Source organism: Conyzicola sp. (assembly GCF_057073975.1).
The window spans coordinates 44988-63947 of sequence record NZ_JBXMIS010000117.1; the positions used below are offsets into that span (position 1 = coordinate 44988).

An 18960-nucleotide genomic window follows, 5' to 3' on the forward strand; every position below is an offset into this window, starting at 1 on the left:
GGATTACTCCCGCACTCTGGCGTCTTTTCCTCGTATCCGCTGCCCGATCGATGTCGAATTGCGGCATCCGCATTCGTCGACCTGGCATGAGAACAGAAACACGAACCCCGCTGAACTGGCCGAAGGACGACGAACCGGTCGAGGAGCCGCGCACCGTTCCCCTCGCGGTCGTGCTGCGCGCCATCTAGCAGGACCAAAGGCTCTGCCGACGCTGTGAGCGCAGACCTAGCCTTGCCCGATGACTGCCGCCTACCTCGAGTCTGTCGAGGCGGTCTACCGCGACTTCGACACCACGCCCCGCGGGCTCGACGATGCGCGAGTGCTGGCACATCGCGCCCAGTATGGCCGCAATGTGATCGTCGAGCTCGCGAAGGAGTCGACGTTTCGCCGCTACCTTCGCCAGTTCGCCGATTGGATGATTGTGCTGCTGCTGGCGAGCGCCGCCGTCACCGGTGTGCTCGGCGACTTTGGCACGGCGGCGGTTCTCGTCGTGCTCGTCGCCATCAACACCCTCATAGGGTTCGTGCAGGAGCAGCGGGCGGAGAAGACGATGGAGGCGCTGCGGCGCCTCGTCGATCCCACCTGCGAGGCCTACCGGCACGGCTCTCTCACCGCGATCAGCTCGCGCGAGCTCGTCGTCGGCGACCTGGTGCGCCTCACCGAGGGGGCCTCTGTGCCTGCCGATGTGCGGTTGGTCGAGGTGACGGCCTTCGCCACCAACGACTTCGCGCTCACCGGTGAGAGCGATCCGACCCGTAAGCACGCGCGGCAGCTCGGCGAAGAGCTGCCGGTGGCCGACCGTCGCAACATGGCGTTCGCCGGCACGACGGTCGCCACCGGCGAGGCGCTCGGCGTGGTCGTGGCGACCGGCATGAACACCGAGCTCGGGCGCATCGCCGGCCTCAGCCAGTCGGCACCCCAGCCGCCAAGCCCGCTGCAGCGCGAGATGGCGCACATCGCCCGCTACGTCACCTACGGCGTGGCCGTGCTCACGATCGTCGTGCTCGTCATCGCCGTGCGGTCAGACCTTGCCTTCGCCGCCGCCATGCTCTTCGCCGTCGGCTTCGCGTGCGCGCTCATTCCCCAGGGCCTTCCGGCCGAGGTCAACACGGCGCTCGCTTCTGCGGCCGGTGCCCTCTCCCGGCAGAACACACTCGTCAAGAGGCTCAGCGCGGTCGAGACGCTCGGGGCAACGCACGTCATCCTCACCGACAAGACCGGCACTCTGACCAAGAACCAGATGACGGTGAGGGAGCTCGTGATCGGCGGTGTCGAGTACACCGCGTCCGGCATCGGCTACGAGCCGCGCGGTCAGATCGAACCGCAACCGCAGACGGATGCCGCCGCAGCGCGCCTGCGCGCAGCCCTCACCGCGGGGGTGCTCGCGAGCAATGCGAGGCTGCTGCCACCGGATGACGATCATCCCGAATGGCGCGTCCTCGGCGACCCCACAGAGGGCGCGCTGCTCGTCGTCGCAGCCAAGTCGGGAATCGACCTCGACGCGGCCAGAGTGGCGAGCGTCGAGGTTGGCGAGCTGCCGTTCGACTCGCGGCGCAAGCTCATGACATCCATCCGTCGCGAACCTGACGGGGCACTGATCGCCTACACGAAGGGATCGCCAGAGAGCGTCGTCGAGAGGTGCACGCAGATCGACGACGGCGGCGTCATCCGGGCAATGACCGACGACGATCGCGCTATGGTGCTGCGGGAGCACGCGGAGAGGGCCGCGCGATCCCTTCGCAACCTCGCGTGCGCAACACGCCCCATCTCGGAGTCGGAGATCGGCGGCGGCAGCGTCGAGGTCGAGAACGGCCTCACGTTGCTCGGCATCGTCTCGATGGTCGACCCGGTGCGCGAGACCGTGCCAGAGGCCATGGCCGTCGTTCTCGCTGCTGGCGTGAAGGTCAACATCGTGACCGGCGACTACTCGCTCACCGCCGCCGCGGTCGCGCGCACCGCCGGACTCGAGGTCGACGGGGGCATCGTCGTCGTCACGGGAGCGGAGCTCGCCGGCCTGACGGACGCGCAGGTGCTCGACCACGTGCTGCGCGGCGGCACAGTGTTCAGCCGGGTCACCCCAGAGGACAAGGTGCGGATCGTGGATCTCGCCAGGGGCTCACGACGGATCGTCGCCGTGACGGGCGACGGCATCAACGACGCACCCGCGCTTCGGCACGCCGACATCGGCGTCGCCATGGGGCTCTCTGGCACGGACGTGGCCAAACAGGCGTCGGAGGTCGTGCTGCTCGACGACAGCTTCGCCACGCTGGTCGGCGCCGTGCGCCAGGGCAGAACGATCTACCGGAACATCAGCAAGGGAGTGATCAGCTGCCTCACCTCCAATGCCGCGGAGTTCGTCGTCAACTCGGCGAGCCTTGCCCTCACCACGCTGTTCGGCGTGCCGCTGGCGCTCAACGTTCTCCAGATCCTCGCGATCGACCTTCTCGGCGAGATCTTCCCCATCGCGGCCCTCGGGCGGGATCCGGAGGAGGGCGAGCTCATGCGCGAGCGGCCGCGGCCGACAGCCCAGCGCATCCTCAACGGTCGCTCTGTGCTCGACATCCTCTGGTGCGGGCTGCTGATCGGCGGCTTCGCGATCGTGAACTACCTCTACCTCTTCGAGCGAGCAGGCTTCGACCCGTTCACCGAAACCCCTCCGCACGATGTCGTGGCGAGAGGAATGACGATGAGCTACATCACGATCATGGCCTGCCAGCTCGTGAGCATCACGCAGCGGCGCAGCGTGCACGGCTTCTTCACCCGCTACCAGTTCACCAATCGCACCTACTGGCTATCGATCGGCGTCGCGATCGTGATCATGCTCGTCATCGTCTACGTGCCATTCGTGGCTGGCTTCTTCGGCACCGCCGCCTTGACCCCCGTCGACTGGATGCTCGTGGGTGCGGCCGCGGCCGCCTTCCTCGCTATTCGCGAGACGGGTCGCGTGCTGCGAGGGCAGCGATGGCGTCGACCAGCGGCACCTGGCCTTTGACGAGGCGGGTACGGGCATCCTCGAGGCTGACCCACGCGACGAGGTCGATCTCTGGCACCGTGTGAAAGCGGCCAGAGCCGCGCGGCCATTCGAGCTCGAAGGTCGCGCTGGTGAGGGTGTCGACCTCGAACTCTGTCTCGGCTGCGAAGACCGTGACGAGCTTGCCGGAGGTGTACCGCACGTCGCGAAGGTGCACGTAGTCGACCGCAGGCGGGGGAGTGCCGACCTCCTCCTCGAACTCGCGCAGAGCCGCCGCAAGAGGGTCTTCGTCGTCGTCGATGAGCCCCTTGGGAATCGACCAGGCACCCGCCTGCTTCTTGGCCCAGAACGGCCCGCCCATGTGGCCGAGAAACACCTCGAGGCCGTCGGCACCGCGGCGGTACAGCAGGATGCCCGCGCTGTGCTCCCGAGAGGTTGCCATGCTTCACCCTACGCGCAGCTACGGTGGACGCATGATCCTCGAACGCGCAGAGCTGCCCGTCATTCCCGGTCGAGAAGCCGAGTTCGAGGAGGCGTTCGCGAGCGTGCGGCACCTGCCGGCAGCGATCGAGGGCTTTCGCAGCCTTCAGCTGGTGCGGGGCGTCGAGTCGCCGAGCCTGTATGTGCTGCTCATCGAGTGGGACTCGATCGGCGCGCACGAGCACGGCTTTCGCGGCTCGGCGGAGTACGAGCAGTGGCGGGCGGCGTTGCACCACTTCTACGACCCTTTTCCGGTGGTCGAGCACTTCACGCCCGTCGTGTAGGCCTCACCTCCCAGCTTGGCCGCACAGAATGGTGCGCGATGAACAAGACCGGATGGCACCTGCTCTGGGCGATACCGCTCGCGCTGGTTCCGGCGTTCTTCACCCTCATGCTCTCGATGCTGGAGTGGTGCGGCGTTGGCGGGTGCGGCGCACAGGAACGGCTGGCAGACCCCAACCGCACCGCGGCCGTGCTCTGGCTTCTCGTGACGTGCGCGGTCGCGGCGCTTCCGGTGCTCGTCCTGTCGTGGACGCCGAAGCGCGAGCTGCGCTTCATGGCGGCCCTCAACTACGCGGCTGTCGTCGGCATCCTCGGTCTGCTGCTCATCGCCCCGTGGCGCGGCTGAGCTCGAGAAACCGTCGAACGGCAGGGTCGGTCGTCAGCGAGATCGCCTTCGCGTAGGCGGCGTCGGCATCCTGCCCGATCGCCCTGAGCAGGTGGGCGCGGGTCGCCCATGCCGGCTGAAACCGGTCGGCGGCCGCGCCAAGCGAGTCGAGGTACGCGACCCCGTCTGCTGGGGCGAGCAGCGAGGCCAGCGCGACGTGCGCGCCGAGCGTCGGCGCGACGGTCACGAGTGCACGGTGCAGGGCGATGAGCGCATCGGTGTCGGTTGCGTCGGAGCAGTGCCACGACTGGATGGCGGCCTCCAGCTGAAACCGCCCCGGCGTGCCGAGCGCGTGGGCGCGCTGCAGCAGCGACTCGCCCTGGGCGATGAGGGCGGCATCCCACCCCGACCTGTTCTGATCGTCGAGCGGAACGAAGCCCTCGTGGGTGCGCCGCGACATCGACAGGCTGAGCAGGGCGGCGAGCCCGAGCGTCTCAGCCTCTGGATGCAGCTCTGCGAGGGCGAGAGCGAGGTAGAGCGCCTCACTCGCGAGGGAGTCGCGCACCGTGACGCCCGCGACCGTCTGCCACTCGATCGCGTACGCACCGTAGATCGCCTCGAGCACCGCGGGCAGGCGGCGGGGCAGGTCGGCCGCGGAGGGGATGGCAAACGGGATGCCGGCGTCGCGGATGCGCCGCTTGGCCCGCACCAGGCGCTGAGCCATTGCCGACGCCGGCATGGCGAAGGCCTCGGCGATCTGAGCGGCGTCGAAGCCGAGCACCGACTGGAGCATGAGCGGGGTGCGCACGGCGGGGTCGATGGCCGGGTGCGCGCAGACGAAGAGCAGCTCGAGGCGACGGTCGGGGATGCGGTCGAGATCGAGCTCGTCGACCACGGTGAACACGTCGTCGAGGGGTGCCGTCTTCGCGGCCGACGATTTCAGCACGTCGCGCTGGCGGTTGCGGGCGACCGTCAGCAGCCAGCCCTCCGGGTTGTCGGGGATTCCCCGCTCTGGCCACGTGGTGAGCGCCGCCAGAAACGCGTCGGCGATGGCATCCTCTGCCAGCGGGATGTCGCGGGTTGGCGCGGCGAGCAGGGCGACGAGTCGCCCGTAGGAGGCCCGGGCCGCCTGCTCGACGGCCCGGGTCGTCGCTAGAGGGATCCCCGCCATGCGCCGTCCGCGTAGGTCACCGCTGTCGGACGGATCTCGACGCTGCCCCACGCGACGGCGGGGCACTGCTCCGCCCAGGCGAGGGCGGCGTCGAGGTCGGGCAGCTCGAGCAGGAAGACGCCGCCGAGCTTCTCCTTCGTGTCGGCGAACGGGCCGTCCTGCACCTCGAGGGAGCCGTTCCTGCGGGTCACTGTCGTCGCGTTCGCGACGGGCTGGAGCACGTTCGTCGACAGCAGCACACCGGCTGCCGTGAGGTCGGCCGCGTACTTGTCGAACGCGGCCATGGCCGGCGCCATGTCCTCATCGGTGAGTCCGGCATCCTGTGCCTCTGGGTAGTACATCGAGAGCAGGTACTGCATGGGAGTGTCCTTTCGGTGTGTTGATACTGACACTCTGATGACGAGCGAGTCGAGACTCGATCGACAGGTGTCAGCACAACCGGGGACTCGACAGCGCCGTCGACCGCGGGAATAGTGGATGGATGATCGAGACGACGACGTCAGCCGACGGCACCGTGCTCGCGTTCGAGCGCGTCGGCCACGGCGACCCCCTGCTGATCCTCGGCGGGGCATTCAACACCCGGATGTCGGCGACCGGCCTCGCAGCCCTCCTCTCCCCGTTCTTCACGACCTTCACCATCGACCGGCGCGGACGCGGAGACAGCGGCATGACAGAGCCGTATGCGGTCGAGCGTGAGATCGAGGATGTCGCCGCCGTTCTGCGGGCAGCCGGGGGAGAGGCCTTCCTCTACGGCCACTCCTCTGGTGCGCTGCTCGCCCTCGAGGCTGCCGCCGCAGGGCTCCCGTTCGTGCGGCTCGCGGTCTACGAGCCGCCGTACGGCGACGACCCGTCGGTCATGAGCCGGGAGGTTGCCGCCGCGCTCGCGGCCGGTAATCCGGCGGAGGCTGTGCTCGCGTTCGTGGGGCCCGGCCAGCACGGCCTGCAGCAGTCGCCGTGGTGGCCGGCGATGGTCGATAACGCCGTGACCCTGCCGCACGACCTCGCGCTCGTCGGCGATGGAGCGGTGCCGACGGATCGTCTCGCCAGGATCGCCGTGCCGACCCTCGTGATCGCGGGGGCCGACAGCGAGAGCTGGGCGATGCGAGCGGTCGACGCGGTCGTCGAGGCGGTGCCCCACGCGACGAAGCACGTCATCGACGGACAGGACCACGGGGTGGCAGACGAGGCGATCGCCCCCGTGCTCGAGGAGTTCTTCGGCTGAGCTCCGCCGTGGTCAGGCTGTCTCGGCGAGAAACTGCAGCGCGCGGGTTCTGAATGCCGCGGCGGTCGGCGCATTGAAGTGGTTGCGGCCCGGAATCTCGAAGAAGGTGCCGTTGGGCGTCGCCTCGGCGAGGCGACGCGACTTCTCGAGGATGGCATCCTCGCTTCCCGTCGCGAACAGCAGCGGCTGCGTCGGCGGGTTCGCCGGATCGGGCTGGAGGGTGCCGCGCATGCCCTCGACGAGTGCGACGAGTGCCGCGAGGTCGTTGTTGCGGATGCTGCCGGCCATGGTGAAGTAGCCCTGGGTCAGGCGGTCCTCGATCGGCGTTCCGTCGGCGAGGAACTGCTTGGCCTGATCGATGCGGAACCGTGTGAGGGGATCCCCGTCGGGGATGCCGCCGAGCACGGCCCGGTTGATCAGGTGCGGGTAGTCGAGCGAGGAGTGCCAGCCGACCCGCGCGCCGAGGGAGTAGCCGACGAAGGCGACATCGTCGACGAGGTAGGTGTCGAGCACGGTCATGACGTCGGCGACGAGCAGCTCCATCGAGTAGGCGCTCGGGTCGTGCGGCTTGTCGCTGCGCCCGTGGCCGCGCTGGTCGAAGGCGATCACACGGTATCCGGCCCGGCCGAGCTCGCGCACCCAGCCCGTTGCCTGCCAGTTGGCGATGGCGTGGGAGGCGAAGCCGTGCACCGCGAGCACCACCGGGGCGTCCTGGTCGTCGCTGAAGTCGTAGGTGGCGAGGTCGAGCCCGTCGTGGCTGAGCACGGTGCGGGGCTCGGGTGCTGTGGGCAGGAGGGCCATGCGGTCTATTCTGCCGGGCGCGCTGCTCTCGCTCGCGCTGACCCCGCTCCCAGCTGTCTTTTCTCCGGCTAGCTTCCACCCGGACGAACCAATCGGCCACGTCGTGGTCATTCAGCCGGAATTTCGAACGGTCGTCCGAGGAACGCGGGACTGGTGGTGACCCGTCTGACGCAACCTACGCCCCCACGTACTCCTTGAGGTGCTGGCCCGTGAGGGTCGAGGCGTCGGCAATGAGCGCTGCCGGTGTTCCCGTGAAGACGACCTCGCCGCCGTCCTGGCCGGCACCGGGGCCGATGTCGATGATCCAGTCGGCGTGGGCCATCACCGCCTGGTGGTGCTCGATGACGGTGAGGGTCTTGCCAGCATCGACGAGGCGGTCGAAGAGGCCGAGCATGTGCTCGACGTCGGCGAGGTGCAGGCCCGTGGTCGGCTCGTCGAGGATGTAGACGCCGCCCTTCTCACCCATGTGGATGGCGAGCTTGAGGCGCTGGCGCTCCCCGCCAGAGAGCGTGGTGAGCGGCTGGCCGATGCTCAGATAGCCGAGTCCGACGTCGTCCATCCTCTCGAGGATGGCGTGGGCGGGGCCGCTGCCGAAGAAGTCGCGAGCCTCGGTCACCGACATCGCGAGCACCTCCGCGATATTCTTGCCGTTGAGGGTGTACTCGAGCACCGCGGCCTGGAACCTCTTGCCCTCGCACACCTCGCAGACCGTCGAGACGCCGGCCATCATCGCCAGATCGCTGTAGATGACGCCGGCGCCGTTGCAGTTCGGGCACGCCCCCTCGGAGTTGGCGCTGAACAGCGCGGGCTTGACCCCGTTGGCCTTGGCGAAGGCCGTGCGGATCGGGTCGAGCAGCCCGGTGTAGGTGGCAGGGTTGCTTCGCCGGGAGCCCTTGATCGCCGACTGGTCGACGCGAACCACGTTCTCGCCCTTCGGGATCGAGCCGTGGATGAGCGAGCTCTTGCCCGACCCGGCCACGCCGGTGACGACCGTCATCACACCCAGCGGAATGTCGACATCCACGTTCTTCAGATTGTGCCTGGTTGCTCCCCGAATCTCGAGGGCGCCGGTGCCGGTGCGCGGCTTCTGCTTGAGCTCTGCCTTGTAGTCGAGGTGCCGGCCGGTGAGGGTGTCGCTGCGGCGCAGCTCGTCGTAGCTGCCCTCGAACTGGATCTCGCCACCGTTCTTGCCTGCCCGCGGGCCGAGGTCGACGACGTGGTCGGCGATCGCGATCATCTCCGGCTTGTGCTCGACGACGAGCACCGTGTTGCCCTTGTCGCGCAGGCGCAGCAGCAGCGCGTTCATGCGCTGGATGTCGTGAGGGTGCAGCCCGATCGTCGGCTCGTCGAAGACATAGGTCACATCGGTGAGCGAGGAGCCGAGGTGGCGGATCATCTTCGTGCGCTGGGCCTCCCCACCCGACAGGGTGCCGCTCGGTCGCTCGAGCGAGAGGTAGCCGAGGCCGATGGAGACGAAGCTGTCGAGGGTCTCCTGCAGAGTGGAGAGCAGCGGGGCCATCGATGGCTCCTTCAGTTCGCGCACCCATTCGGCAAGGTCGCTGATCTGCATCGCGCAGGCCTCGGCGATGTTGATGCCCTTGACCTTCGACGACCGCGCGCCCTCGTTGAGGCGGGTGCCGCCGCAGTCCGGGCAGTCGGTGAAGGTGACCGCGCGGTCGATGAAAGCGCGGATGTGCGGCTGCACCGAGTCCTTGTCCTTGCCGAGGATGCTCTTCTGCACCTTCGGCACCAGGCCCTCGTAGGTGAGGTTGAAGTTGGTGACCTTGACCTTGACGGGCTCCTTGTAGAGGAAGTCGTCGCGCTGCTGCGGAGTGAAGTCTTTGATCAGCACGTCGCCGGGCACGAAGCCCGACTCGGTGAAGGTGCGCACGAGCCAGCCGTCGGCGCTGTAGCCGGGAATGGTGATGGCGCCCTCGTTGAGCGTCTTGGTCTCGTCGAACAGCTCGGCGAGGTCGATGTCGGTGACATGACCAAGGCCCTCGCAGCGGGGGCACATGCCGCCGAAGTACTGCTCGTTCTCTATGGTGGCGACCTCGCCGGTCGAGCTGGTGCGGGTGCCGCTGGTGGTGCTCGACGCGATGTTGAACGAGAACGCGCTCGGCCCGCCCACCTGCGGGTCGCCGAGCCGGCTGAACAGGATGCGCAGCATGGCGTTCGCGTCGGTCGCCGTGCCGACGGTCGACCGTGCGTTCGCGCCCATGCGCTCCTGGTCGACGATGATGGCGGTGGTGAGGCCGCTCATGGTGTCGACATCGGGGCGGCCGAGGGATGGCATGAAGCCCTGCACGAACGCACTGTAGGTCTCGTTGATGAGGCGCTGCGACTCGGCAGCTATAGTGCCGAATACCAGGCTCGACTTGCCCGATCCGCTGACGCCGGTGAATACGCTCAGCCTTCGCTTGGGCAACTCGACCGAGATGTTGCGGAGGTTGTTCTCGCGGGCACCCTGCACGCGGATCATGTCGTGGTTGTCTGCTTCAGCCATGCAGACATTGTGGCGCACGGGGGTGACAGGGCGGGATCATTGCCCGTCGGTATTGCGTTTTTCTCACTATGGGGCAAGGCTCTGAGAATGAGACCAATTGTCATCGCGGGATTGCTGGGTGTGTTCGTACTGACTGGATGCTCGACGGCACCGGCACCAGACCCGGTCGGTGAAACGCCAGAGGTCACCGTAGCTGCCACCTGCGCTCAGTACGGCAACGTGATGACTGTTCTGTTCAACGCGTCGATATCCCAGTCCCAAGGGCGCTCGACTCAGCAGGAGCTCGACGGAGCCAGACGGCTGGCACACAGCATGCTCGAGTACACAACGGTTGAAGCCGGTACGGAGTTGGAATCGATTGTGGAACGACTGCGTGCCGTCGACCCAGCTGATCTGAATACCGGCGACGGCTCCGGTGAGTGGGCGAAGGCCAACAATGACCTCGGCGACGCCTGCCGGGAGGCTGGCTCCGATGTTGACACCGTGGCCTGGACGGGCGGCTAGACCGCACCGGCACCCCAGATCGTCGGCTCCGCGGGGGAGGCGAGCAGCTCGGCGAACGTGACGGTGCTGGTGACCTCGTCGATCGAATATGGGGCGTTGATGCGGATGGCGATGCCGGCCCGGTGCTCCAGCAGCACCTGCACGGCGTCAGACCCGATCTCTGCGATGTGCACGTCGGTGATGAGGGCGAGGGCGCGGTGCTCGTCTCTCGCCGCCGCGAATATCTGCTTCAGCGTGGCGACGACGGCGAGGGAGTCGGCGTGCTCGCCGACCACCGACGGGTCGGGCGCGATGATGCCGTTGGCGCCATCCAGTCGCACCCCCATGCCGGAGGGAAAGAACTCGCCGTGGCGCTCCAGCAGGAAGCGCGCGAGGCCGAGGCTGTCGTTCAGCAGACCGTCGAGGTCGGCCTGGTCCTCCGCGCTGATGCGGTCGCGCCATGGTTCCATCGCGCGAGCCTAGCCCCTACAGCGAGACCGTGCGGTTCTCGCCGACATCGGGCTCGCTCTTGGTGAGCAGGCCCTTGACGACCTCGAAAGCCTTGGCGACGAACGGCTTGTCGGTGTCCCAGTACTCTGCCGTTCGCACGTCGACGCGCAGGAGGGCGACGGTCGGGTCCTGCCTGCCCGACTCGAACCACGCCTCGGCGAAGGGGTTCCAGAGCTCGTCGATCTTGGCCTCGTCGTGGTCTTCGCGGGCGGTTCCGCTCAGCGAGAGGTAGCCCTTGCCGTCGGCGACCGCGACGTTGACCTCGTGGTGCTCTCGCACGTCATCCATCTTCGGGCTGTTGCCCGGGGTGAGAAACCACAGTGTTCCCTCGAAGTTCTCTGCATCGAGAAGGGCGAGGGGCCTGCTCACCAGGGAGTCGCCGGATCTGGTCGTCACGATCGCGGTGCGGCCCGCGGTAAGGATGCCGCGGATGGTCTCAATCTCGTCGAAGGTCGTCATATGCCCACGCTGGCATCGCTCCATGGGAACCCCCTGTCAACGAATGTTGGCGTCGGTGGAGGAATTCTGCTCATATGAGCAGAGACGGCTGCAGATGTGGTTATCGCGCGCGAACGCGCCTACTCTGGGGAGATGATCGACGAGCGCGTGACGGCAGACAGCGACCTGCTCGCCGTGCGCGCCGCCGAGCTCTACTACGACCAGGACAAGACGCAGGATGAGATCGGCGCCGTTCTCGGACTCACCCGCTGGAAGGTCGGCCGGCTGCTCACCTATGCACGGGAGCGCGGCATCGTGCGCATCGAGATCGTGCACCCGCGCGCCCGTCGCGGAGCGCTCGAGCGCGAGCTCGTCGCCCGTTACGGCCTGGCGTCGGCCGTCGTCGTGCCCGCCGATGCCGACGACTCGCAGCAGCGCGTCGCCGCAGCCGCCGCCGACTACCTCACGGCGCTGCGCCCGGTGCCCCGCACCCTCGGCGTGAGCTGGGGCCGCACCATGTTCGACGTCGCGAGCGCGCTCAGCCCCGGCTGGGCCACCGGCGTCACGGTGGTGCAGGTCAACGGGGGAGTCAGCCTCAACCGCCGCGCCGGCACTGCCGCGGCCACGGCCGCGATGATCGCAGACAAGGCCTCCGGCCACGCGGTGCTGCTGCCGAGCCCCGCGATCCTCGAACGGCTCGAGACCAAGCGCGCGATCGAGGCAGACCGCACGGTTGCCGCGGTGCTCGACCTTGCCCGCGACGCATCCGCATTCGTCTACAGCGCCGGGGTCGCCGACGAGAGCTCCGTGCTCGTCGAGAGCGGCTACCTGACACCGGATGACGTGGCAGAGCTGGTGCGCCGCGGCGCGGTCGGCGACGTCATCGGCCGCTACATCGATGCCGACGGCAACACGGTTGACCCCTCGCTCGATGAGCGTACGGTGGGCTTGAGCCACGCACAGCTGCGCGCCGCCGAGCTTGCCGTCTTCGTCATCGCGGGCGAGTCCAAGCACGATGTGGCCCGCGCGGTCGTCGCGAACGGGTTGTGCACAGTACTGGTCACCGATGAGGCGACCGCAGCAGCACTGCTTCTCGAAGGGAACACACCATGACAATGGAACGACAGATCGCGCTGGCCCCGGCCGAGCGCGCCATCCAGATCCTCGGCGGTGACATCACAGAGCGGGGGCTGCGTCTGCACCTCGAGGGGCTCTCCGGCGTCGACGCCGTGGGCCTAGAGCAGCGCGCCGCCGACCTCGGCAGCCGCTCGATCAAGACCACCTCGAAGGCGTGGGCTCTCGACCGCATCATCGAGCTCATCGACCTCACGACACTCGAGGGCGCAGACACGCCAGGCAAGGTGCGCTCGCTCGTGGCCAAGGCCATGAACCCCGACCCCACTGACCGCACCACGCCGCGCGTCGCGGCCGTCTGCGTCTACGGCGACATGGTGCCGGATGCCGTGGCAGCCCTCGGGGCAGCGCACGGTGACCCCGACAACGGCCTCATCTCGGTCGCCGCCGTGGCCACCGCGTTCCCCAGTGGACGCGCGTCGCTCCGCGTGAAGCTCGCCGACACGGCTGACGCCGTGGCCGCGGGTGCCGACGAGATCGATATGGTCATCGACCGCGGAGCCTTCCTCTCTGGCCGCTACGGCCAGGTCTTCGACGAGATCGTCGCGGTCAAGGAGGCCTGCCGCCGAGACGACGGCAGCTACGCCCACCTCAAGGTGATCCTCGAGACCGGGGAGCTCACCACCTATGACAACGTGCGCAGGGCATCCTGGCTGTCGATCCTCGCGGGCGGCGACTTCATCAAGACGTCGACCGGCAAGGTGGCTCCGGCGGCGACGCTGCCCGTCACACTGCTCATGCTCGAGGTCGTGCGCGACTGGCACCGCCTCACCGGCGAGAAGATTGGCGTGAAGCCGGCCGGCGGCATCCGGGCGTCGAAGGATGCGATCAAGTACCTCGTGACGGTCGTCGAGACCGTTGGAGAGGAATGGCTCGTGCCCCACCTGTTCCGCTTCGGTGCCTCGAGCCTGCTCAACGACGTGCTGCTGCAGCGCCAGAAGCTCTCCACCGGCCACTACAGCGGCCCCGACTACGTCACGCTCGACTAAGGACCCCACCATGTCATTCCTCGAATACGCCTCGGCCCCAGAGTCGACCGCGATCCTCAACCTCAAGAAGAGCTACGGCCTCTTCATCAACGGCGAGTTCGTCGACGGCAACGGAAAGCCGTTCACCACGATCTCGCCGGCGACGGAGAAGGGCATCGCAGAGATCGCCTACGCCGACTCCCACGACGTCGACCGTGCGGTCGCCGCTGCGCGCCGCGCCTACGACCGCACCTGGTCGAAGCTCAGCGGAGCCGACCGCGGCAAGTACCTGTTCCGCATCGCGCGACTCGTGCAGGAGCGCGCCCGCGAGCTCGCCGTGGCAGAGAGCCTCGACAACGGCAAGCCGATCAAGGAGGCGAGGGATGTCGACATCCCCCTCGTCGCCGCGTGGTTCTTCTACTACGCCGGCTGGGCCGACAAGCTCGACTACGCGGGCCTCGGCTCCTCGCCGCGCGCGCTCGGCGTTGCCGCCCAGGTGATTCCGTGGAACTTTCCGCTGCTCATGCTCGCGTGGAAGATCGCCCCCGCTCTCGCGGCCGGCAACACCGTCGTGCTGAAGCCCGCAGAGACCACCCCGCTCACGGCACTGCTCTTCGCCGAGATCCTGCAGCAGGCAGACCTGCCCGCCGGAGTCGTCAACATCATCACGGGTGCGGGCGACACCGGCCAGGCGCTCGTCAACCACCCGGACGTCAACAAGGTGGCCTTCACCGGCTCCACCGAGGTCGGCCGTGCCATCGCCCGCTCGGTCGCGGGCACCGGCAAGAAGGTCACCCTCGAGCTCGGCGGCAAGGCGGCGAACATCGTGTTCGACGATGCCCCGATCGACCAGGCCATCGAGGGTGTCGTCAACGGCATCTTCTTCAACCAGGGCCACGTCTGCTGCGCCGGCTCTCGCCTTCTCGTTCAGGAGAACATCCACGAGGAGGTCGTCGAGCGGCTCAAGCAGCGCCTCTCGACCCTGCGCATGGGCGACCCGCTCGACAAGAACACCGACATCGGCGCGATCAACTCGAAGGCGCAGCTCGACCGCATCCGCGAGCTCACCGACCTCGGCGAGGCGGAGGGCGGCGACCGCTGGACGGCCGACTGCGTCATCCCAGAGAACGGCTTCTGGTTTGCCCCGACCATCTTCGACAACATGTCGACGAGTTCGCGGCTGGCCCGCGACGAGGTCTTCGGGCCGGTGCTGTCGGTGCTCACCTTCCGCACCCCGGCCGAGGCGATCGCCAAGGCGAACAACACGCCATTCGGACTCTCGGCCGGCATCTGGAGCGACAAGGGATCCAAGGTGCTCGCGGTCGCCGACCAGCTCAAGGCCGGCGTCATCTGGGCCAACACCTTCAACCGCTTCGACCCCGCCAGCCCGTTCGGTGGCTACAAGGAGTCGGGCTATGGCCGCGAGGGCGGCCGCCACGGCCTCGCCGCCTACCTCGAATCCGCAGACTCTGTGGGTCGAGTAGCAGCGAAGCCGCGTATCGAGACCATCACCAAGGAGGCCTCCAAGTGAGCCGTCTAGCCGTTCCCAAGACCTACAAGCTCTACATCGGCGGCAAGTTTCCCCGCAGCGAGAGCGGCCGCACCTACGAGGTCGTCTCGACGAAAGGTGCCTTCCTGGCCAACGCGGCCAAGGCGAGCCGCAAGGATGCCCGTGACGCTGTCGCGGCAGCGCGCGCCGCGGTCGGTGGCTGGGCTGGTTCCACCGGCTACCTTCGAGCGCAGATCCTGTACCGCATCGCGGAGCTGCTCGAGGGCCGCCGTGCCCAGTTCGTCGACGAGATCGTGTCGAGCGAGGGTGTGAAGGCCGCGGCCGCCAACGAGCAGGTGGATGCCGCCATCGACCTGTGGGTCTGGTACGCCGGCTGGGCCGACAAGTACGTGCAGGTGGCTGGCAACGGCAACCCCGTCAGCGGCCCGTACTTCAACCTGTCGACCCCGGAGCCGACCGGCGTCGTCGCGATCATCGCCCCGCAACAAGGCTCGTCGCTGCTCGGGCTCGCGAGCGTCGTCGCACCGGCCGTGCTGACCGGCAACACGGTTGTCGTCGTTGCGAACGAGTCGGCTCCGCTCTCGGCGATCAGCCTCTCTGAGGTGCTGGCGACGAGCGATGTTCCGGGTGGTGTCATCAACATCCTCACCGGTTCGCCGGCCGAGATCGCCCCGTGGCTCGCCAGCCATGCCGACGTGAACGGACTCGACCTCGCGGGCGCGGAGCAACTCGACTGGGTCGACCTGCAGATCGCCGCGGCCGATACCCTCAAGCGGGTGCTCACCCCGGTATCGGGCATTCCCGCGGGGTCCATCGACCGCATCACCGCGTTCACCGAGACGAAGACGGTGTGGCACACGAAGTCGCTGATCTAGCTACTTCTCGCCGCTGGCGATCCCGCCGACGAGGCGCCACGACTTCACGGGGTCGAACGAGAGGTTCTGCTCGATGCGCAGGTCGACGGTGTCGCCGTCGAGGTCGATTCGGATCATGACGACGTAGGGCGTCTCAACGGCGCGCGCTTCGACGAGCAGGGTCATGTCGTCAATCCATCCGCCGGCTGCCGCAGCGCGGGTTGCTGATTCAAGGAATGGGGGTTTGATCTCAGCGATGACGGTGTCAGCCGCACCAACGCGGACGCGTGGCAGCTCGTTACGGGCTACTGCGATCTGTACGACTTCCTCTTCGGACTCGGCGTCGACATGGAAGCCACCAAGACGGAGGTCACCTTTGGGCCCGAAGGCAGCGAGCAAACCATTGCCTTGTGGGGATGGAAGGGCGGCAGCTACCTCAACATGGGTCCCGGAACGGAGCTCGGGTGGTACACCGAGCCAACGGGTGGCCTTCTGGGCAATGCGTTGGGTGCTCTGGGATGGTTTGGGGTTGACAAGGAGGGCTATATCCCGGCCATGTCGGTGAGCATCGCGCGTACGAGCGACCCCGAGAATCCGGTCGCAGCCTATGACCCGGGGAAGCAGGCGTGGACCGGGGTCTACGCCTCGCAGATGGGAGACTTGGACAAGGAAGACATCATCGTGACGATGACGGTCGACCTTTCAGACAACGACGCGGCGTTCGAAGCATTCTTCAACAGCAAGAAGGCCGAAGACAACGGCTGGACGTTTGACAGGGAAACTCGAATAGGGACACTGCAATATCGGAGAAGGAGAAAGGCGAGGGTTCGATGAGGAAGTTTCTATCGGGGCTGGTCGCGCTCTTCTGCGTGGTTGCGCTCTCGTCATGCTCACTTCTGTCTCCCTTTATAAATGTAGACGGGCAGGCGGATGCTCGAATGGAGCAGATCGCTGCCGCAATAAACAGTCATGATGCTGTTGCGCTGAAGGCGATGTTCTCCTCGCGCGCGCTCGAGGACGCCACGGACATCGACGAGGGGTTGGACCACTTTCTCTCGTTCTTCCCGAGCGGCGTAGATACTTGGGAGCGCGACGAGCTCGGTTCCACAAGCAGCAATGACTTCGTAAAATGGACCAAGTTGGTGTCGGCCGACTACAAGGTGTCCGCGGATGGGAACGACTACTGGTTGCACTTCGAGGACTTCACGGTCAATGACAACCTTGACCCCGACAACGTCGGGATCTATGGGCTAGGGGTAGTCCCGTGGTCTGACGACATCCATTCCGGTCCAACGGATGCGATGCTCTATTGGGCAAGCGCCATTGAGCTTGATGCGAGTAATGAGGAAGGCTACCCGGGCGTCTACGTTGGACATGACGATAAGCAGTTATCGCTTCACCGGCTGCCCGATCTCCTGGAGGAGTTGAATTCCCAAGACGACAGCGGGCTGGAGTACAGGTTCACCGACTACGCGCAGGCCGAGCATGCGGCGGAGCTCGAAGAGGGGATAGCGGAGTTGTTTGCGTTCATCCCGGGCCGTGATGTTGTCGCGCAGGACGAGCAGTCCGAGCCCACGGTGCGCGAAAACTCGGACGGCGGCGAGGAGCAGTTGCTGCTGCTGTCGAAATTCCGGGTGAGTTCCGGGGGAGTGGAGTACTGGTTGTTCTGCGCGGATTTCCGGGAGAACACGATCGACCCGAGCAATCTCGGCATCTACGCGATCGGTGCTGCCCCTCGCACGGAATCCGGGGACTCGCCCGCGGAGCGGGCATTGTTTGCCTGGGGCGACTCGTTCGGCGTTGACGCCAGCGTTCCGCCTGGTGTGTTCGTCTCTAGATAGCTGGCCAGCAGCATCCGCGTCGGCATGTCAGCTGCCGCTGGCGATCCCGCCGACGAGTCGCCACGACTTCACGGGGTCGAACGAGAGGTTCTGCTCGATGTGCAGGTCGACGGTGTCGCCGTCGAGGTCGATTCGGATCGTGACGACGTAGGGCGTCTCAACGACGCGCGCCTCGACGACAAAGCTCGTGTCGTCGATCCACCCGCCGGATGCCGCGACCGGCTCCACGGCGCCGCCCACCAGCAGTGTGCCGCCCTGCACCCACTCGCCAGCGGCGAAGGGGATGCGGTGCTCGTCGATCGACAGCACCTGGTCGACGATCGAGGCGGTCTTGACCTTCAGCGGGTTGGTCGGGAAGTAGAACCGCTGCGAGTACCGGCGCGCAGTCGCGGGCAGGGTCGGCGTCTCGAGCACCGCGGGAATCTCGGCCGAGGATGGCGCAGCCTCTAGGGCCGGCACGAGCCTGTCGAAGACCACGTCGGCCACCGCACCCATGTCGGCCACGCCGCTCGTGATGACGATCACGGCGTCTAGCTCGTCGTGCACGATGACGAACTGGCCGAAGGCGCCGTCGCCGCGGTAGCTGCCGTCGCGGTTCTGCCAGAACTGGTAGCCGTATCCGGCCTGCCAGTCATCGGATCCGTCGCCATTCGGCACGAGGTTCGACGTCGCCTCGTCGACCCACTCCGCTGGCACCAGCTGCGCGCCTTCCCACTGGCCGTGCTGCAGGTAGAGCTGGCCGAACCGTGCCACGTCTTCTGCGAGCACGCGCAGCCCGAAGCCGCCGACGTCAATGCCCTCCGGCGACTGCTCCCAGCGCGGGTTGTTGATGCCGAGTGGCAAGAAGAGGCGCGGCCGCAAGTACTCGGTGAGGGTGAGCCCGGAGCGCTTCTGCATGATCGCCGAGAGCAGGTAGGTGGCCCCGGTGTTGTAGACGAAGGTCGTGCCCGGCACGTGCGGCACGGGCTCGGCGAGAACGGCGCTGGCCCAGGTTCCCTCGGCGCGACCGAGGCTGGCCATGGTGTCTGCCGCGTGCCCCGTCGTCATTGTCAGAAGGTGGCGCACGGTCATCGCGGTGAGGTTCGGTTCGGGGTCGGCTGGGGCATCCTCGGCAAGGAGGTCGACCACGCGACTGTCGAGGGTGAAGAGGCCCTCGGTGATCGCCAGGCCGACCGCCGTCGACGTGAAGCTCTTGCTGATCGAGAACAGCAGTTGCGGCAGGTCGGCGGTGTACGGCTGCCACCACGACTCGGCGATGACGGAGCCGTGCCGAAGCACGAGGATGCCGTGCATCCCCCCAAGCGCGTCGAGCGCCTCGATCGCGGCACGAATGCCGGCGGACGAGGCACCCTGCGCCTCGGGAGTGGAGCGAGGTAGCGGGTTCACCGTGTCAGTGTACGACCGGAGAGCCGCCCTCCTGAGCGGCCGGCTTGCGGATGAAGAACGCGAGCGGGATCGCAGCCA

At 67.2% G+C, this 18960-nt stretch carries 20 protein-coding genes; 11 read left to right on the forward strand and 9 right to left on the reverse strand.

Annotated elements, in window-relative coordinates; genetic code table 11:
• Positions 1 to 238: 238 nt before the first annotated feature.
• The gene (locus tag AC14A7_RS10690) at positions 239 to 2992 is read left to right on the forward strand and encodes a cation-translocating P-type ATPase (RefSeq protein ID WP_484008851.1); all 2754 of its coding nucleotides are present in this window, start codon (positions 239 to 241) and stop codon (positions 2990 to 2992) included.
• On the opposite strand, the gene AC14A7_RS10695 is transcribed toward AC14A7_RS10690, so the two are convergent.
• Positions 2925 to 3413: an NUDIX hydrolase gene (locus AC14A7_RS10695; RefSeq protein WP_484008853.1), complete on the reverse strand. Its 489-nt coding sequence runs from the start codon at positions 3411 to 3413 to the stop codon at positions 2925 to 2927. The genes AC14A7_RS10690 and AC14A7_RS10695 overlap by 68 nt on opposite strands.
• A gap of 31 nt (positions 3414 to 3444) precedes the next feature.
• Here AC14A7_RS10695 and AC14A7_RS10700 point away from each other — a divergent pair, with 31 nt between their 5' ends.
• Together AC14A7_RS10700 and AC14A7_RS10705 are read left to right on the forward strand one after the other, a co-directional pair.
• A complete protein-coding gene (locus tag AC14A7_RS10700) occupies positions 3445 to 3735 on the forward strand; it encodes an antibiotic biosynthesis monooxygenase family protein (RefSeq protein ID WP_484008855.1) in 291 nt (96 codons plus the stop codon).
• 38 nt (positions 3736 to 3773) lie between these two features.
• Positions 3774 to 4079 (forward strand): hypothetical protein, encoded by a 306-nt coding sequence (locus AC14A7_RS10705; RefSeq protein ID WP_484008857.1) that lies wholly within the window; start codon positions 3774 to 3776, stop codon positions 4077 to 4079.
• Here AC14A7_RS10705 and AC14A7_RS10710 read toward each other — a convergent pair.
• Together AC14A7_RS10710 and AC14A7_RS10715 are read right to left on the reverse strand one after the other, a co-directional pair.
• Positions 4057 to 5229: an RNA polymerase sigma factor gene (locus AC14A7_RS10710; protein ID WP_484008859.1), complete on the reverse strand. Its 1173-nt coding sequence runs from the start codon at positions 5227 to 5229 to the stop codon at positions 4057 to 4059. The two genes, AC14A7_RS10705 and AC14A7_RS10710, sit on opposite strands and share 23 nt — an antisense overlap.
• Positions 5211 to 5588, reverse strand: coding sequence for a YciI family protein (locus AC14A7_RS10715; protein ID WP_484008861.1), 378 nt, complete (start codon positions 5586 to 5588; stop codon positions 5211 to 5213). The genes AC14A7_RS10710 and AC14A7_RS10715 overlap by 19 nt, the downstream gene beginning before the upstream one ends.
• 122 nt (positions 5589 to 5710) lie before the next feature.
• Between AC14A7_RS10715 and AC14A7_RS10720 the strand changes: the two genes are divergently transcribed.
• Positions 5711 to 6451 carry an alpha/beta fold hydrolase gene (locus AC14A7_RS10720; RefSeq protein ID WP_484008863.1) on the forward strand — a complete coding sequence of 247 codons (741 nt, stop codon included), beginning with the start codon at positions 5711 to 5713 and terminating at the stop codon, positions 6449 to 6451.
• Positions 6452 to 6463: 12 nt separating this feature from the next.
• Here AC14A7_RS10720 and AC14A7_RS10725 read toward each other — a convergent pair whose 3' ends face one another.
• Together AC14A7_RS10725 and AC14A7_RS10730 are read right to left on the reverse strand one after the other, a co-directional pair.
• Positions 6464 to 7252 (reverse strand): alpha/beta fold hydrolase, encoded by a 789-nt coding sequence (locus tag AC14A7_RS10725; RefSeq protein WP_484008865.1) that lies wholly within the window; start codon positions 7250 to 7252, stop codon positions 6464 to 6466.
• 175 nt (positions 7253 to 7427) lie between these two features.
• Positions 7428 to 9758 carry an ATP-binding cassette domain-containing protein gene (locus tag AC14A7_RS10730; RefSeq protein ID WP_484008867.1) on the reverse strand — a complete coding sequence of 777 codons (2331 nt, stop codon included), beginning with the start codon at positions 9756 to 9758 and terminating at the stop codon, positions 7428 to 7430.
• An 87-nt stretch (positions 9759 to 9845) separates the two neighbouring features.
• Between AC14A7_RS10730 and AC14A7_RS10735 the strand changes: the two genes are divergently transcribed.
• Positions 9846 to 10262, forward strand: coding sequence for a hypothetical protein (locus tag AC14A7_RS10735; RefSeq protein ID WP_484008869.1), 417 nt, complete (start codon positions 9846 to 9848; stop codon positions 10260 to 10262).
• On the opposite strand, the gene AC14A7_RS10740 is transcribed toward AC14A7_RS10735, so the two are convergent.
• Positions 10259 to 10711 (reverse strand): hypothetical protein, encoded by a 453-nt coding sequence (locus AC14A7_RS10740; protein ID WP_484008871.1) that lies wholly within the window; start codon positions 10709 to 10711, stop codon positions 10259 to 10261. The genes AC14A7_RS10735 and AC14A7_RS10740 overlap by 4 nt on opposite strands.
• Before the next feature lie 16 nt (positions 10712 to 10727).
• Positions 10728 to 11210, reverse strand: a complete 483-nt coding sequence (locus tag AC14A7_RS10745) for a pyridoxamine 5'-phosphate oxidase family protein (protein WP_484008873.1) — start codon at positions 11208 to 11210, stop codon at positions 10728 to 10730.
• A 132-nt stretch (positions 11211 to 11342) separates the two neighbouring features.
• On the opposite strand from AC14A7_RS10745, the gene AC14A7_RS10750 reads away from it, so the two are divergent.
• The 4 genes from AC14A7_RS10750 to AC14A7_RS10765 are packed head-to-tail and all read left to right on the forward strand — an operon-like array spanning position 11343 to position 15676.
• Entirely contained in the window at positions 11343 to 12302 is a 960-nt protein-coding gene (locus tag AC14A7_RS10750; RefSeq protein ID WP_484008875.1) for a sugar-binding transcriptional regulator, read from the forward strand.
• Entirely contained in the window at positions 12299 to 13312 is a 1014-nt protein-coding gene (gene deoC / locus AC14A7_RS10755; RefSeq protein ID WP_484008877.1) for a deoxyribose-phosphate aldolase, read from the forward strand. Before AC14A7_RS10750 ends, deoC begins: the two co-directional genes overlap by 4 nt.
• Positions 13313 to 13322: 10 nt before the next feature.
• Positions 13323 to 14822: an aldehyde dehydrogenase family protein gene (locus AC14A7_RS10760; protein ID WP_484008879.1), complete on the forward strand. Its 1500-nt coding sequence runs from the start codon at positions 13323 to 13325 to the stop codon at positions 14820 to 14822.
• Positions 14819 to 15676: an aldehyde dehydrogenase family protein gene (locus AC14A7_RS10765; protein WP_484008881.1), complete on the forward strand. Its 858-nt coding sequence runs from the start codon at positions 14819 to 14821 to the stop codon at positions 15674 to 15676. The genes AC14A7_RS10760 and AC14A7_RS10765 overlap by 4 nt, the downstream gene beginning before the upstream one ends.
• Here the strand turns inward: AC14A7_RS10765 and AC14A7_RS10770 are convergent, their stop codons facing one another.
• The gene (locus tag AC14A7_RS10770; RefSeq protein ID WP_484008883.1) at positions 15677 to 15841 is read right to left on the reverse strand and encodes a hypothetical protein; all 165 of its coding nucleotides are present in this window, start codon (positions 15839 to 15841) and stop codon (positions 15677 to 15679) included.
• A 162-nt stretch (positions 15842 to 16003) separates the two neighbouring features.
• On the opposite strand from AC14A7_RS10770, the gene AC14A7_RS10775 reads away from it, so the two are divergent.
• Positions 16004 to 16489, forward strand: coding sequence for a hypothetical protein (locus AC14A7_RS10775; protein WP_484008885.1), 486 nt, complete (start codon positions 16004 to 16006; stop codon positions 16487 to 16489).
• A gap of 104 nt (positions 16490 to 16593) precedes the next feature.
• A complete protein-coding gene (locus tag AC14A7_RS10780) occupies positions 16594 to 17496 on the forward strand; it encodes a DUF5104 domain-containing protein (protein WP_484008887.1) in 903 nt (300 codons plus the stop codon).
• A gap of 27 nt (positions 17497 to 17523) precedes the next feature.
• On the opposite strand, the gene AC14A7_RS10785 is transcribed toward AC14A7_RS10780, so the two are convergent.
• Positions 17524 to 18882, reverse strand: coding sequence for a serine hydrolase domain-containing protein (locus AC14A7_RS10785; protein ID WP_484008889.1), 1359 nt, complete (start codon positions 18880 to 18882; stop codon positions 17524 to 17526).
• Positions 18883 to 18960: the final 78 nt, after the last annotated feature.